The sequence below is a fragment of the Metabacillus idriensis genome, assembly GCF_009674765.1.
GTDB classification, from domain to species: Bacteria; Bacillota; Bacilli; order Bacillales; family Bacillaceae; genus Bacillus_P; species Bacillus_P idriensis.
Genome location: NZ_WKKF01000002.1, coordinates 356,175 through 372,254 on the forward strand (window position 1 = coordinate 356,175; position 16,080 = coordinate 372,254).

12 protein-coding genes are annotated in these 16,080 nt (G+C 40.9%); all 12 read left to right on the forward strand.

The window, feature by feature from the left end; translation table 11 throughout:
- Positions 1-88: 88 nt before the first annotated feature.
- Positions 89-967 (forward strand): UTP--glucose-1-phosphate uridylyltransferase GalU, encoded by an 879-nt coding sequence (galU, locus tag GJU41_RS09980; RefSeq protein WP_154318507.1) that lies wholly within the window; start codon positions 89-91, stop codon positions 965-967.
- Between the two features lie 22 nt (positions 968-989).
- The gene (locus GJU41_RS09985; RefSeq protein WP_170292765.1) at positions 990-2,303 is read left to right on the forward strand and encodes a UDP-glucose dehydrogenase family protein; all 1,314 of its coding nucleotides are present in this window, start codon (positions 990-992) and stop codon (positions 2,301-2,303) included.
- Positions 2,304-2,593: 290 nt separating this feature from the next.
- A complete protein-coding gene (locus GJU41_RS09990) occupies positions 2,594-4,306 on the forward strand; it encodes an N-acetylmuramoyl-L-alanine amidase (protein ID WP_154318508.1) in 1,713 nt (570 codons plus the stop codon).
- 183 nt (positions 4,307-4,489) lie between these two features.
- The gene (locus GJU41_RS09995; RefSeq protein WP_154318509.1) at positions 4,490-5,497 is read left to right on the forward strand and encodes a class I SAM-dependent methyltransferase; all 1,008 of its coding nucleotides are present in this window, start codon (positions 4,490-4,492) and stop codon (positions 5,495-5,497) included.
- A complete protein-coding gene (locus GJU41_RS10000) occupies positions 5,497-7,701 on the forward strand; it encodes a glycosyltransferase family 2 protein (protein ID WP_154318510.1) in 2,205 nt (734 codons plus the stop codon). The genes GJU41_RS09995 and GJU41_RS10000 overlap by 1 nt, the downstream gene beginning before the upstream one ends.
- A 254-nt stretch (positions 7,702-7,955) precedes the next feature.
- Positions 7,956-8,318, forward strand: a complete 363-nt coding sequence (locus GJU41_RS10005; RefSeq protein WP_154318511.1) for a hypothetical protein — start codon at positions 7,956-7,958, stop codon at positions 8,316-8,318.
- 27 nt (positions 8,319-8,345) lie between these two features.
- Positions 8,346-9,974, forward strand: coding sequence for a glycosyltransferase family 4 protein (locus GJU41_RS25395; RefSeq protein WP_154318512.1), 1,629 nt, complete (start codon positions 8,346-8,348; stop codon positions 9,972-9,974).
- Between the two features lie 91 nt (positions 9,975-10,065).
- Entirely contained in the window at positions 10,066-11,325 is a 1,260-nt protein-coding gene (locus GJU41_RS10015; RefSeq protein WP_154318513.1) for a nucleotide sugar dehydrogenase, read from the forward strand.
- A 566-nt stretch (positions 11,326-11,891) separates the two neighbouring features.
- The gene (locus tag GJU41_RS10020) at positions 11,892-12,671 is read left to right on the forward strand and encodes an ABC transporter permease (protein ID WP_070878249.1); all 780 of its coding nucleotides are present in this window, start codon (positions 11,892-11,894) and stop codon (positions 12,669-12,671) included.
- On the forward strand, positions 12,672-13,406 hold the full coding sequence (locus GJU41_RS10025; RefSeq protein WP_070878247.1) for an ABC transporter ATP-binding protein: 735 nt from the start codon (positions 12,672-12,674) through the stop codon (positions 13,404-13,406).
- Positions 13,403-14,620, forward strand: a complete 1,218-nt coding sequence (locus tag GJU41_RS10030) for a glycosyltransferase (protein ID WP_154318514.1) — start codon at positions 13,403-13,405, stop codon at positions 14,618-14,620. Before GJU41_RS10025 ends, GJU41_RS10030 begins: the two co-directional genes overlap by 4 nt.
- A 277-nt stretch (positions 14,621-14,897) precedes the next feature.
- Positions 14,898-16,043 (forward strand): non-hydrolyzing UDP-N-acetylglucosamine 2-epimerase, encoded by a 1,146-nt coding sequence (gene wecB, locus GJU41_RS10035; protein WP_154318515.1) that lies wholly within the window; start codon positions 14,898-14,900, stop codon positions 16,041-16,043.
- Positions 16,044-16,080: the final 37 nt, after the last annotated feature.

A 16,080-nucleotide genomic window follows, 5' to 3' on the forward strand; every position in this document is an offset into this window, starting at 1 on the left:
CAAACATTTATAAAACCTTAAAGGAATAGGCTCTATTGATGTTGTAATATAAAGAGAGAGACTTTTGACATAACCAGGGGGTAGAGATATGCATGTGAAAAAAGCGATCATACCGGCTGCGGGTTTGGGAACAAGGTTTTTGCCGGCTACGAAGGCCCAGCCTAAAGAAATGCTGCCGATAGTTGATAAACCCACGATTCAATATATTATCGAAGAAGCCGTTGCTTCCGGAATTGAGGACATCTTAATCGTGTCCGGACGGGGAAAACGTGCGATTGAGGATCATTTTGATAAATCCTATGAGCTTGAAGAGACGCTGATTAAAAAAGAGAAATGGGATTTGCTCAGCAAGGTCCAGGGCATTTCGGAGCTTGCCAATATTCATTATATCCGTCAAAAAGAGCCTCTTGGTCTCGGGCATGCGATTTATTGCGCCAGAAGATTCATAGGCAATGAACCTTTCGCTGTTATGCTTGGTGATGACATCGTTCAATCTGAGGTTCCTTGCTTAAAGCAATTAATCGCTGTTTATGATCAATTTCAAAGCACAGTGATCGGCGTGCAAAATGTAAAGCCTGAAGATGTTTCGAAGTATGGAATCGTAAGCTACAATGAAAATGAAAAAATGGCTGACAATGTCTATAAAGTTAAAGATTTAGTCGAAAAACCAAAGCGGGAAGATGCCCCGTCTAATACGGCTATTTTAGGACGATATATCCTGCGGCCGGAGATTTTTGACATTCTTGCAAATCTTAAACCGGGTTCAGGCGGAGAAATTCAATTAACAGATGCTCTAAAAGAACTTGCCCATCAAGAAGAAGTAACGGCTTTTCATTTTAGCGGCAAAAGGTATGATGTCGGAGACAAGCTTGGCTTTATTCAGGCGACAATCGATTTTGCCATGGATAACAGTGAGCTGAGAGAAGATATTCTGCAGTACATAAAAAATAAAGTTTCAAACGGATAGAGAAAGGTCAGGGGATTACTCAGTGAGAATATCAGTTGCTGGAACCGGATATGTCGGGCTTGTCACAGGTGTATGCTTAGCTGAGATCGGCCATCAGGTAACGTGTGTGGATATCGATGAAAAGAAAGTTGATCTTCTGAACAATGGAGTTTCTCCTATTTATGAACCTGGTCTAGAGGATTTAATGAAAAAAAATGTCCAGGCAGGAAGATTGTCTTTTACAGCAGATTCCCGCACAGCTTACGGGGAAAGCGAAATCATTTTCATCGCGGTCGGCACGCCGGAAAAGGAAGACGGATCTGCTAATTTGACGTATGTTGAAGCGGCAGCTGTTCAAATCGCTGAACAGATTCAAAACGATGTGATTATCGTTGTGAAAAGCACCGTTCCCGTCGGTACGAATGAATATATTCTTGAGATCATCAATCAGCATAAATCACCGCTCATCCGTACAGAAGTCGCGTCTAATCCTGAATTTCTCAGAGAGGGCTCAGCCATCCATGATACGTTCCACGGGGACCGTATCGTCATTGGGTCACGCTCTGCTTTTGCCGGGGATAAGCTTGAAGAAATCTACAAACCGCTTGGTATTCCAGTAGTCAGGACAGATATTAGAAGTGCGGAAATGATTAAGTATGCTGCGAATGCATTTTTGGCAACGAAAATCAGCTTTATCAATGAGATCGCCAATATTTGCGAAAAATTAGGCGCTGACATTGAAGATGTGGCAGAAGGAATTGGGAAAGACGCCAGAATCGGTTCGCAATTTTTAAAAGCCGGAATCGGATATGGCGGCTCCTGTTTTCCAAAAGATACGAAGGCACTAGTCCAATTAGCAGGCAACGTGCAGCATAAGTTTGATCTGCTGAATTCAGTCATCACTGTGAACAATCGGCAGCCGTTAAAATTAATCGAGTCAGCTAAAAAGCATTTGGGTTCTCTTGAAGGGAAAAAAATTGCTCTTCTCGGCTTAGCTTTCAAACCTAATACAGATGATGTCAGAGAAGCTGCTTCGCTTGTCATTGCGAAGGAATTGGCGAAGGAAGGTGCAGTCGTTACTGGGTACGATCCTATCGCACTGGATGAAGCCCGGAAGGTGTTAAAGGAATCGATCACATATTGCGACACTATTGCTGATGCAATCACGGATGCAGATGCTGCATTTATTGTGACGGAGTGGGATGAAGTCCGGACGTTCCCTATGAACCTCTATCAGGAAAAAATGAACACCCCCATCTTAATTGATGGCAGAAACATCTATCCGCTGCGAGATATTCCTGAATGGATGACTTATGTTTCAGTAGGACGCAAAGAAGTAATAAAAGGCCGTTCTTAAGTGGTTTCAAGCACTTGAGGATGGTCTTTTTTGGTCAAGCTTCTGAATACTATCCGAAACGGTAAAAATACTCGCCGGAATGGCCCATTTACTTTCTAAAAGAGTTAAACACTTGCCGATTTCAGTGATTTACTTTCCTTTTTCCATCTGTCTCCCAAATTAAATTCAAACATTTTTTTCTAAATACCGCTAAAGATTTCCCGGATCGACTCGATATATAAACTGAGCAGGCTGTGCGGAAAGTCCCGGGCAGTTTGCCAGTTTACAAACACCCGGGAGGAACGTATGGAATGAAAAAGCTTTTAGTCAGTGTGATTGCCGTTTTTTTACTTGCTGCAGGAATGATTGAATTTTGGACGCCTCAAAAAGCAGAAGCCTCAACTGTAACCTTTACATACTATGCAAAAAATGAGTTTGAAGCGCGGACCGGCCCTGGAGATCGTTTTTCAAAAGCGGGAAGAGTTGGGTTTCAGACAGCCTTTACCATTAAAAAAGGCGGAATCAGCAGCGGATGGGCTGAAATTAAGCTTGGCGGAAAAACCATGTATGCCAAGGCTGCAGACATTACGAACAAAAAGCCTTCACAGCCGGTTTACTTTAACTATTATACCAAGGAACCTGTGAGTTTTTACGGAGGCAGAGGGACCCAGACGAAAAGATACGGATCTATAGCAGAGGATGCTGTCATTAAGGTTGCTAAAGGAACGGTTCTAAATGGGTGGGTTGAAATCAGCCATAAGGGAACAAAGTATTATGCAGATTACACAAAACTAACATCAGCCCAGCCTGTATTCTTTACCTACTATGCCGTTAAAAATGTCACCTTATATAATGAGAGAAATACAAAAACACCTAAGGCAAAAATTGCTCCAGGTTCTGTTGTGAAAGTCAAAAAAGGCAGTGTCATCAGCGGCTGGAGCAGAATCGAATACAATGGAATAAAAGGGTATGCACCATACAGCAGCATTGCGAGCAAACCTGTTTACTTTACCTATTATGCAAATAAAAACACAAAAGTTTATACTTCGAAAAGCACAGCTTCTTCCGTGCTCGCGTCATTGACAACCAATGATCAAACAAAGATCAGACAGGGCGGGATCGCAAATGGGTGGGCAGAAGCCGACCATAATGGCAAGACAGGATATATAAGATCATCGGATATTGTCAACAAACCAGTCGCTGTCGAAGAAATTGCACCCGAGGAACTAAAGTACTATGTACGCGTAAATTTGAGTCTTCGCACGAAAAAAAGTACAAGCTCCTCTATCATCCTGACAATCCCGCAAGGAAAAGAAGTTGAAGTGCTGAATCCTGCGGAACTTAAAGATGACTGGGTTTCAGTTAAATACAGCGGAAAAACAGGATATGTCTCAGCAAAATATCTAACTCTTGAACCTGTTGCAAAAGATACAGAGCTGAACAAAGTCATTGTGATCGATCCTGGTCATGGCGGAAAAGACCCTGGAGCAATTGGGAATGGCCTGCAGGAAAAAGATGTGACTCTGGCAGTGGGTAAAACAGCAGCTGAGAAGCTTAAGAAATTAGGCTATGACGTTCATATGACCCGGTCAGATGACACGTTTCTTTCATTAAACGAACGGACTGATTTTTCATACAGCAAGAACGCAGGCGTTTTTGTCAGCTTTCACATGAATTCAAGCACGGCTCCATCAGCTAATGGAACAGAAACGTTTGCAACAAACGGCAGCGGCAGCTTTAGCACGTCGTCTATGACTGACAAAGAAAAAGCAGACAGTGCAAAACTAGCAGCTTTTATTCAATCAAGGTTAGTAACTGCCTTAAAAACGACAAATCGGGGCATAAAAGAAGAAGCCTTCTATGTCATTGATAAAAATTATACAAGATCTGTGCTCATTGAAATGGGCTTTATCTCAAACAAAAATGATGCTGCCATTTTTAAGACAAACAGCGGCAGGGATACTGCAGCTGAGGCGATCGCACAGGGAGTCAATGACTTCTATCAATGGAAGAAAAATAACTAATGTTCTAAGCCGGCAATCAGTGTTTTTGATTGCCGGTTTTTTTTATGGTTGTTGCCGAAAGACAATTTTCGATATAATAAGTAGGGCCTTACAGAATACATAGAATAATTCTGCAAAAACTAGCACAAGCGAGAATTGAAATTACGTCTTTGCCATTTTACATAATTAATTGGAGGAGTTTCTTTGAGTAAACTTATTATAGATCGTGTTAATGAAGCATATTATGGAGCTTTAGGAACAGATTTCAGCAAGAAAACCAGAGAGCGCATAAATTGGATTGTTACACATGTTACAGGCAGCAAAGTGCTTGATATTGGTTGCTCACAGGGTATCAATGCCATATTATTAGGTCGGGAAGGCAAAAAAGTAGATGGAATCGATATCTCTCATGAATCAATAGAATATGCAAAAACAGAGCTCGGCAAAGAACACCCGTCTGTGCAGGCATCCGTATCATTCAAGGTGTCAAACTTCATGACGGATCATGATATAGAAAAAAACTATGATACCATTTTACTGACGGAAGTCCTTGAGCACATCAGTGACCCGGATTCCTTTTTAAAGAAAACGGCGTCTCATTTGAAGCCGGGCGGCAGACTGATTGTAACCGTGCCCTTTGGCATCAATGATTACTTGGATCATAAACGCACTTATTACTATTCTTTACTATCAGAACAATTGGGCGCTCATTTTAAAGTTGAGTCCTTTGAGTATTTGGGGAAGTGGACGGGCGTGATCTGCACAGCTTCCAAAGATGCCAATCCATCTTTCTATTCGGCAGAAAGCACGCAAAAATTGGAGCAGGGCTTTTACTGGCTTGAAAGAGATTATCTTCAGCGCATCGGCACGCTGATGGGACAGGCAACAAGAGACGAAAAAGAAATGAAGGAATTGCAGAAGAATCAAGGGTCAGCTGAAAAAATGAAGATTTTATATGACGACCTGAAAGCGCAAAGCCGTGAAAAGGATGAATACATCCGTCAGCTGCAGATTGAAACCGTTGAGCTGCTGAACCGTGAAGAGGAAGCGTTAAAAGCTGCCCTAAGCCGCTCAGAAAGAATTGAAGAGTTAAGCAGAAAAGTATCAAACCTGGAACATCGCTATAATGTTCTGAGAAAATCCAGATTCGGCAGAGTCCAATTGAAGTTCTGGGAATTAAAGAAAAAAATAGCTGGAAGAGGTAGGAAATAATGCTTAAAGAGGAAATACTCAAACGTTTAGAGAGAGTCCGACTAACACGAGCAATGAAACTGGGGTATGACATTGAAGAGGAAATCGTGCGCAAAAATGACAAGCCTCTTTATGATAAAGGGATCAGCATTATTTTACCTACCTATAAAGGTGAAGATGTCATTGTCAAATGCCTTGAATCATTGGCAGATCAAACGCTTGATCCTTCATTATTTGAAGTTATTGTCATCATTAACGGGGAAAAAGACCGTTCAGAAGAACTTATCAATCAGCTGATTGCAGAGAGAAATCTTACGAATATAAACGTCGTTGTCCTGGAAGAAGCAGGTGCATCACTTGCGAGAAACAAAGGGATCTCAATTGCATCCCGTGAATATTGCACGTTCCTTGATGATGATGACTATTTTTCTAAAAACTATTTAGAAGAAATGTACAAGCTTGCAAAGCCTGATACAATGGTAATTTCACAAATCTTCAACGTTGAGCCGGACGGAAAAGTGGTTGCTTCAAACGTGATCAACAGACAAATTATGAAATCTGTTGTCAGCAAACAGCATGCCTACTATAAACTGCATACCGTTCTAACAATTAACGGATGCAAATTAATTCCTACTTTGTATTTGCAAAAGTACCGTTTTGATGAAACGTTAAAAAGCGGAGAAGACATTGCCTTTTTTACAGAGCTTGTGGTTAAAAATGACTTGAAATATGAGCTTGCACCCCTTACAAAACAAGTTGTTTATTATCGTACACTGAGAGCTAATTCCGTTTCACGACAGGGAATGACTTTTGATTTTAATGTGAAGCAGCGTGTGCAGGTCATTGCGAAGTTGAATCAAATCCTTGCTGAGGAAGAGCTGTCAGCTACCAAGAGAGATTTCGTTGAACGGAAAATCAACGCTCAAAGCAGTTTTATTGTAAAATACTATGAAGCACATCCTGAGGAGTACAGTGACATCATCAGAGAAATCTCTGATATGAAGCCGATCTATTTCCCTTATCACTTAATTAACAAGGGTCTTGTAGAACGCCTGGTCATTTCTTACTGCTTTCCTCCTTATAACGATACGGCCGGAAATGTAATGGCTAAACGGATGAGAGCGTCAGGAAAGATTTCGGATGTTGTTTACAATACAATGGATTCTGTCCGAAATAAAAACGTGTCATTGAACCAGATGGTGGATGATCTGATCAGCACCCGTCTGCCAATTAAATCTCCTCCAAGCTTTTCAAATTGGAATTCGATTAAGAAGTTTGTGGATATGGGCATGGATGAAATTGATGAACTTGTTGCCAAAAATGGCGTACATAAAGAAGTTTACAGCCGTGCGATGTGGGTTGCTTCTCACTTTCTAGCATATGAGTTCAAAATGAAGCATCCGGAAACCAAATGGATTGCCGAATTTTCCGATCCGCTTCTATACGATATTGAAGCTAAAAAGAGACAAGTTGAAGTCACAGATGCATCCTACTTGAAGAAATTAGAAGAGAGCGTGAAGAAAGCGGGAGCACCAGGTTCAAGCGAAGACAGCCTCTTTTTCTGGTGTGAATATTTGCCGTATGTTTTTGCAGATGAGTTAATTTTCACGAACATCAATCAGCTGAACTATATGGTTGATTCATTCCCAATAGAAGAGATTAAGCCTATGATTAGGGAAAAAGCTGTAATTGAACCGCATCCAACGTTGCCTGAGCGCTATTATCATTTAAACGAATTTGACTATCCGCTCATTTCAGATGAACACGTCAATATTGCTTACTTCGGCAATTTTTACAGCAAACGCAATCTGAATGACATGTTTGATGGCTTGAAAGCTGCCGGCGCTGATGTGCAGGACCGTGTGCTTATTCATGTTTTCACTTCAAAACCGGATGAGCTTGCAAGCCAGCTTGAAAACGATCCGCTTGAAGATAATATTATCGTGAATGATTTCGTCGATTTCTATAATTTCCTTAACTTATGTACGAAATTCGATACGCTGATCGTAAACGATGCTGTTACGAAGGACAATAAAGATGTGAATCCGTATTTGCCGTCTAAATTGAGTGACTATATTGGCAGCGGATCTGATATTTGGGCGATTTACGAGGAAGGCAGCATCCTTAGCCAAAGCGAGCATGCAACCTTCCTGTCTCCGCTTAACAATACGAAAGCTGCTGCTGAAGTTTACGAAAAAATGGTCCATAAAAAATTCAATAAATAATCCCAAAAACAGAAAAGTATGAGCCCGTTTCATATTTTTCTGTTTTTTCTTTTGTTTTTCTGACTGAACTGGAAGCTGTAAACAGAATGAAAAGGGCACATCAAGAGAAAATAAAAGTATCATCTATATCATTAAAAATTGGAATAATTGTCTTGTAACGGTTTTGTTACTTTTAAAAGGGCAGGAACTTTGGTTAAATGTGTGTAGGGATAAAGATTTAAAATCTTCTGTTATAGATGAGAGGAGCTGAACGGATGAACAGCCACACAAGCACACAACAGGATATGATTCAGGTTAATAAAGAAGAGTACGATGCATTGGTTCAACTATCGAACAGGCTTATTGAAGATAAAAAGGAAATGGAGGAAGAATTCAAAGAAATTCTGTCCGCTATTACCGATGATATAGAAATGAGAGAAAAAATTGGAGAAATCCTCGGCAAAAAGGAATTAGAATCCTTTAAGGCAATGGATATGAAACCAGAAGTGATTATTGAAACCATCAAACAGCAGGAAGCAACAATCAATGACCTGCAAGCAAGATTATCAAAGCTTGAGAAATCAAAGCTCGGCAAGCTGCAGCTGAAATACTGGCAGCTTAGAAAGCGGAATAAATAAGACTACAGGGACAGGGGGAGGAATGCAGTGTTAAAGATAGATCCAGCTGACGTATACAGCTATTTAGATAAATGGCCAGAAAAAACAAACTCAACTTATGCTGTCACGACCCAGAAAACAGAGGGCCTTGCAATCAAGTCGGTTCAGCAGAAAAAAGAGGCGCCGCCAATTATCATTTATCAGGATAACAAAAAGATCTACAAAGATGTTTTAAAGCCTGATGCTACAATGACTGCAAAGCTTGATGGAAAAACTTCGGGAAGTCTTCAGCTGCAGCAGGTTATCGTCGGTTTTGACACCAATAACAAGCAAGTGTTCAGTGTCTACAATCCTTTAGGCAGCGAAATGATTGTGACGTTTCCGGAATCGGCTGTAAGCTACGCAGTTGGTTTAAGGATATCAGGTGATGGAGAGGCCGTTTTATCGGAGTTTTCATTAAAGTCCTATAACCAGCCCCCATTGGTCAGTAAAAAAGAGCTTTTCTCTATCCGTTCGGATGTTGACTACCTGCTGATCACAAATGTTTATCCGGAAAAAAACAATTACTATCAGAACATGTTTATTCACCGGAGAGCCTTGTCTTATAAAGAAAGAGGAATCAAAGTAGCGATTTTCAGGCTGAATACGTCACCTAGCATCGGCTACTATGAATACGAGGGTATTCCCGTATACATGAGCGGTGATGAAGAGCTGACACGATTATTGGACTACCGCTCTTATAAAAAAATCTTATTTCATTTCATCACTGAACGGATGTATGAAGCTGTCAATAAATCAAATGCGAGAACTACACCGAAGCTGATCTGGGTTCACGGTTATGAAACGACAAAGTGGTACCGCAGATGGTTTAACTTTTACAAAGATGCCAGCAGCCTTCGCTCTGCTCTTAATCAGGCGCCGGGCAATCAGCGCCAGCTTGATTTTATGCATAAATTATACAGTTCGAATGATAACACCATAAAGTTCATCTTCGTTTCGAAATGGTATAAGGAGAATGTGGCTGAAAAAGATGCAAATGCCATTGTGAAAAATTACAGCATTATTCACAATGTCATTGACGATCAGCTTTACCGCTATGAACCGAAGTCAGCTGAACAGAGGAAACGAATTCTGACGATCCGCCCGTTTGCATCGAGAACATATGCAAATGATCTTATGGTAAAAGCGATATTAGCTCTGAAAGATCAGCCGTTTTTTGGTGAGCTTGAGTTTGATATTTTTGGACAAGGCCCCTTGTTCGACAAGGAAGTAGAGCCGGTTCGCGGTCTTTCAAATGTTCACCTGCACAACCATTTCTTGTCCCAGGAGCAGATTGCAAAGCAGCATAAAAGCCATGGGATTTTCCTCGGTCCTTCCAGAATGGATTCTCAAGGAGTTTCTCTTGGCGAGGCGATGTCGAGCGGATTGGTTCCAGTAACGACCAAGGTCTATGCGATCCCTGAATTCATTGATGAGACGTGCGGATTTTTAGCAGACAAGGAAGATTATTTGGGATTGGCTGAGGCAATCGAAGATCTGTACTATAATCCGAAGGCTTTTCTTGAAAAGTCAGAAGAAGCTGCGCACCGCGTCAGATATCAGTGCGGCAAGGACAAAATGATCCGGGCAGAAGTAAAGGAAATAACAGAATCATCGAACGAAAAAGTTCTCCAATAGCAGCAGGAACTTCATCATTGACATGATGTTTTCAAAACTGTAATGTGGTAAAAGGAGAATTTTATGAACTATCAACTGGAGGAGAATTCACATGAAGATCGCAACACTTGGTCTTGGTTATATTGGACTGCCGACTTCTATTATGTTTGCAAAGCATGGCGTTGACGTGCTTGGCGTAGACGTTCAGCAGCATGTTGTAGATTCATTAAACCAAGGTAAAATTCATATTGAAGAGCCTGGCCTTCAAGAAGCACTAGAAGAGGTTATGGCATCTGGCAAATTCAAAGCATCAACAAAGCCTGAAAAAGCAGATGTATTCATTATTGCTGTTCCAACTCCAAATAAAGATGATCAATATAAATCTGTAGATTTAAAATACGTATTAAGCGCTACTGAAATGATGATTCCTTACCTTGAAAAAGGCAATACAGTCATCGTAGAATCAACAATCGCACCTCGTACAACAGACGACCATGTAAAACCTTTGCTTGAGAAGCATGGCTTTACAATCGGCGAAGATATTTTCTTAGTCCATTGCCCAGAGCGCGTACTGCCTGGACAAATTATGCATGAGCTTATCTACAACAACCGCATCATCGGCGGTGTGACAGAAGCATGTAAAGAAGCCGGAGCAAAAGTATACAGCACATTTGTTGAAGGCGAGCTGATTTTGACGGATGCGAAGACAGCTGAAATGTCAAAATTAATGGAAAACACGTTCAGAGACGTGAACATTTCCCTTGCAAACGAGCTTGTGAAAATCTGTACAGAGCTTGATATTAATGCACTTGATGTAATCGAGATGGCTAACAAGCATCCGCGTGTAAACCTTCATCACCCTGGACCGGGCGTTGGCGGACATTGCTTAGCGGTTGACCCGTATTTCATCGTTGCAGAAGCTCCTGAACAAGCGAAGTTGATTTACCAGGCACGCGACATCAACGTTTCTATGCCATCATTTGTTCTAGAAAACGTATCTAAAATGCTTGGCGGCTTAGACGATAAAAAAATCACGGTATTCGGTCTGACATATAAAGGGAACGTAGATGACATTCGTGAAAGTCCAGCAATGGATATCTACCAGCAGCTGAAAATGGCTGGTGCCAACGAAGTGATCGCTTACGACCCGCATGTTCAAAAAGACTGGGTAGAAAAAGACATACAAACAGCTGTGAACAATTCTGATCTTGTTTTAGTTCTGACAGATCACAATGAATTTAAATCACTTGATGCAGCTGACTTCACAAGCATGAAAACAAAAAGAATTTTCGACACGAAAAACATTGTGAAGGATTGTCCGGAAGAGATCACTTACATCAACTTCGGTAACCTTTATAAATTTGTAAAGTAACACACATCTTAATGTGAAAATGGACCATATTCGTTTATGGTCTTTTTTTATTCAGCTGTAAGGTTTTGAAGAGAGAATTTAAGGGGTAATGGAGACAGATACTAGGCAGAAACCCTTTTTGCTGGCAGTAGTCTTTCGCTAGAAAAAGGCACTATGAGCTTGTGATTTCCTTTGTGCTGGAATAAGGAATCAAATACTACCTGTGATTCCTCTAGTTTTGTTTTTGGGCAGGAAAGAGGAATCAACCGTACGCTATGATTCCTCTATTTTGGTTTTTGCGCAGGAAAGAGGAATCAACCAGGCGCTATGATTCCGCCATTTTGATTTTTGCGCAGGAAAGAGGAATCAACCGGGCGCTATGATTCCACCATTTTGGTTCTTACGCAGGAAAGAGGAATCAACCGCAACCAATGGTTACCACTTATATGCTTAAGCTATCCCCATACAGCACAAGCCTGTTTCAAATCATGTCAAAACGTTTACATTTCATTGTAAAACTTGAAAGGTGATTTAACTAAGTATATTATTATTAAGGTGCAACATTTTGTTAGTTAGGAGAACATCTTATGCTATTAGATACATTAAAGGCCATAAAAAATAACAAAGACTTGATCTATCACTTGACTGCTTCTGATTTTAAAGCAAACAACTCAAGAACATACTTTGGTTTTCTATGGTGGATCTTGGATCCGATTTTTTATATGGCCATTTTTTACTTGCTGGTCGTGGTTATCCTTGATAGAGGCGGAGAGAATTATGCAGTGATTATCTTTACTGGCTTAATTCCGCTGAAATTTGTAACGGCTGCTCTTGTAGATGGAACGAACGCCATCTCATCCAAAGGGAATATCCTGCAGCAGGTTTATGTACCGAAAATTATTTTTATTATCGTTCGCTTACTTGTTAACTGCATTAAATTTATAATCAGCGCCGTTGTGCTTATTTTATTTTTGGCGATATACGGAATTGACTTTTCATGGAATATTCTCTATTTCCCGTTCATCTTTTTGATCAATGCATTCTGCCTATTAGGCGTGATGATTTTCCTTGCCCATCTTGGCGTCTTTATCCGGGATGTGAAAAATATGATGCAATATATTTCAAGGGTCTTAATGTATCTATCACCTGTATTGTTTGAAATGAAACAAGTACCTGCTAGTTTAGTTCCATATCTCTATTTGAATCCTTTTACAACATTTTTGGAATCCTATAGAGACGTACTGATTTACGGCAGACCTCCTGAATTTTTACCGATGCTTATCTTGACCATTCTTTCACTTGCTATCTTGTATTTAGGAATACGCCTGTTAAACAAAAATGAAAAAGAATATGCTAAGGTGATTTAATTGAGTGAAAATATAATTGAAGTAAAAGATCTCTGGGTATCTTATCCGGAGCATACAGAAAAACCATTAAAAAAACTATTGAATCTTCATAAAAAAGATGACCGCTTCTGGGCGCTTAAAGGCTTGAACTTCGAAGTGAAAAAAGGCGAGGTTCTTGGCGTTATCGGACGTAACGGCTCTGGAAAAAGCACGCTGTTAAAACTGCTCAGCGGACTGATTTCTCCTGATAAAGGCGAATTCAGCATCATGGATGAGGAACATCCGGTTCTTCTTTCATTAGGAGCGGGATTTCAGCCGGAGCTGCCCGGAATTGAGAATATCTATTTAAATGGCCTGCTGCTTGGTCATAATAAGAAAACGATTGATGAAAAAATCGACGATATTATTGAATTCTCCGAGCTGGGCGATTTTATTTATAAACCTGTGCGTACGTATTCTGCGGGAATGAAATCAAGACTTGCATTTGCTACGGCTATTTCACTTGATCCTGAGATTCTTCTCATTGATGAAGTTCTGGGAGTAGGCGATACAGCTTTTCAGCAAAAATGCCGTGAAGCGATTATGGAGAAAATCAAACAAGAAAGAACGGTTATTCTTGTAACCCACTCATCGAATCTAGTAAGAGCGATCTGTGACCGTGTTGTATGGATTCACCTTGGCGAGCAAAAAGCAGTCGGCGAAACAGGCCCGATCGTCAAGGAATATGATGAGTTTATGAAACTGGCAAGAAAATGAATATTCTCATGCTGCTGTATAAGGATATTCCTTATGATGCGAGAGTAAAAAGAGAGGCCCTGGCATTAGCTGAAGCAGGACATGCCGTATACTTAGCCTGCGTCAGAGAATTCCAGGAGCCTGATCCTTTTTTACATAAAAACATTCATTTGATTCGGATTGGCATTTCGGTTAAAAGCATAAAAGCTACTATGTCTAAAGGGAATGCAAGTGCGCAAACAAGGCAATCTGCAGTAAAAAAGCTGATCGTCCGCACGGCGAGATTGCCGCTTGTCAAAATTCCTAAAGACTACCTGGCCTACTATGAGTTTTATAAAAAGGTCAAAGCGCATTTAAAAGATATCTCGATTGACGCTGTTCATTGTCATGATTTAAATACGCTGTGGCAGGGGCACATGCTGTCAAAGGATTTCTCTGCGAAGCTCATCTATGATTCACATGAAATCTTCAACGAGATGGCCGGGCGCAATCAGCTCGACCGCATCGCAGGCTACGCCATGGAAAAACGGCTTTTTCAAAAGATCGATTATCTTGTAACAGTAAACCCTTATCTTAGAGATTATTTGTTTGAAAAAAATGGAGCAAAACCATGTGTGCTCATTCAAAATATTCCTCTTTTCCACAAGGATGTCCTTAAACAGGATAAAGCGATTGACTGGGATTATCCATTCAATGAAAAAGATACGATTCTGCTCTATCAAGGTGGATTTTCTCCGTACCGCGGACTGGAATTGATTATCGATGCAATGGCAAAGCTTCCTGAAACCTATAAACTGGTGATGATCGGTTCGGGTATTCTAAAGGATGAGCTAGTAAGCCGTACTGGGTCGCTTGGACTGTCAAACAGGGTCTTTTTTCACGATCAAGTATCGTCTGAGGATTTAATTCACTACACCTTGAAGGCTGACATCGGCCTTGTCATGTATGAGAAGGTTTCTAAAAACAACTATTATTCAACACCAAATAAAATCTTTGAATACCTGCAGGCAGGCGTTCCTGCCGTTTCTTCCAATCATCCCGGCAAGTCTGTCATTATTGACGAGTATAAAACCGGCGTGCTGGCAGAGGAAACGCCAGAAGGCATTGTAAATGGAATTTTAGAGATTATGAACCAATATGCTTACTATCAGCAAAATTGTCTGCGCGCAAGAGAGGTTTTAACTTGGGAGGCAGAAAGCAAAAAGCTGATACAGATGTATGAGAATTTATCGTAGTGGATGTGGGGTTAAGCACCACATCTTTTTTTAAAAGTTTTGCACTTCGATGTCTAGCTCCATCGCCTAACTCCTCGGCCAGAACGGATTTGCCAGTAAAGGCAAAAAGCGCCTTTACTGGCAAATCCTTATCTGTCTGTCGGAGCTAAACAGGCGATTCCGCTTTTCTAATAATATTGTAATGAAATCCTAATAATAAAGAAAAATACTCTTTTCTGGCACGTGATATAATGAACAATAGCTGCCTAAAATGAACTATAAAAGGAGTTTCGTATATATGGATCGCAAATTAAAAGTCATGACTATTTTCGGTACAAGACCTGAAGCCATCAAAATGGCACCGCTTGTGCTTGAACTTGAAAAGTACCCGGATGAAATTGATTCAATTGTTACTGTAACGGCCCAGCACCGTCAAATGCTTGATCAGGTTCTGGAATTGTTTGAGGTTACTCCAGATCACGATCTGAACATTATGAAGGACCGTCAGACGCTGACAGGTGTGACAACAAAAGCGCTTGAAGGCTTAGATGAAGTGATGAAGGACGTTAAGCCTGATCTTGTACTTGTTCATGGTGATACAACGACAACATTTGTAGCAAGCTTAGCTGCATTTTACAATCAAATTGCTGTCGGCCATGTAGAAGCAGGACTCAGAACGTGGAACAAATACTCTCCATTCCCTGAAGAAGTGAACCGTCAAATTACAGGCGTAATCGCAGATCTTCATTTTGCCCCAACGAACAAAGCGGAGGCAAATCTGCTTCAGGAAAATAAAAAAGGCGAGACCATTTACATAACAGGCAACACGGCGATTGATGCTTTAAAAACAACTGTTAAGGATTCCTACTCTCATGAAGTGCTTGAAAAAGTAGGATCAGACCGCATGATTCTATTAACAGCTCACCGCCGCGAGAATTTAGGAGAGCCAATGCGCAACATGTTCCGTGCGATTAAGCGTCTGATCACAGAGCATAATGATGTTCAGGTTGTTTACCCTGTTCATTTAAATCCGGCTGTTCGCGAAGTCGCAGATGAAATTCTCGGAAATGATCCTAGAATTCATTTGATCGAACCGCTTGGCGTTTATGATTTCCATAACTTCGCTTCTAAAGCTCATATCATTCTTACTGATTCAGGCGGCGTACAGGAAGAAGCGCCATCTCTGGGAGTACCGGTTCTTGTTCTGCGCGATACAACTGAGCGCCCTGAAGGAATTGAAGCAGGAACATTGAAGCTTGCAGGCACAGATGAGGAAACAATCTATCAGCTTGCTTACGAACTGCTTAACAATAAAGAACGCTATGAAGAGATGTCGAAAGCCTCTAATCCATACGGAGACGGAGAAGCTTCAAGACGTATTGTGGAAGCGATTCTGCATTATTTTAAAAAGCGTGATGAGAAGCCTGTGCCTTTTGAGGTGTAATGAGAAAAGCGGAGCCGCCCGTTTAGCTCCGACAGAC

Coding starts and splice junctions, on each gene's coding strand:
- GJU41_RS09990 (WP_154318508.1), top strand. CDS start 2,594: ATGAAAAAGCTTTTAGTCAGTGTGATTGCCGTTTTTTTACTTGCTGCA.
- GJU41_RS10005 (WP_154318511.1), top strand. CDS start 7,956: ATGAACAGCCACACAAGCACACAACAGGATATGATTCAGGTTAATAAA.
- galU (WP_154318507.1), top strand. CDS start 89: ATGCATGTGAAAAAAGCGATCATACCGGCTGCGGGTTTGGGAACAAGG.
- GJU41_RS10000 (WP_154318510.1), top strand. CDS start 5,497: ATGCTTAAAGAGGAAATACTCAAACGTTTAGAGAGAGTCCGACTAACA.
- GJU41_RS10030 (WP_154318514.1), top strand. CDS start 13,403: ATGAATATTCTCATGCTGCTGTATAAGGATATTCCTTATGATGCGAGA.
- GJU41_RS10020 (WP_070878249.1), top strand. CDS start 11,892: ATGCTATTAGATACATTAAAGGCCATAAAAAATAACAAAGACTTGATC.
- wecB (WP_154318515.1), top strand. CDS start 14,898: ATGGATCGCAAATTAAAAGTCATGACTATTTTCGGTACAAGACCTGAA.
- GJU41_RS10015 (WP_154318513.1), top strand. CDS start 10,066: ATGAAGATCGCAACACTTGGTCTTGGTTATATTGGACTGCCGACTTCT.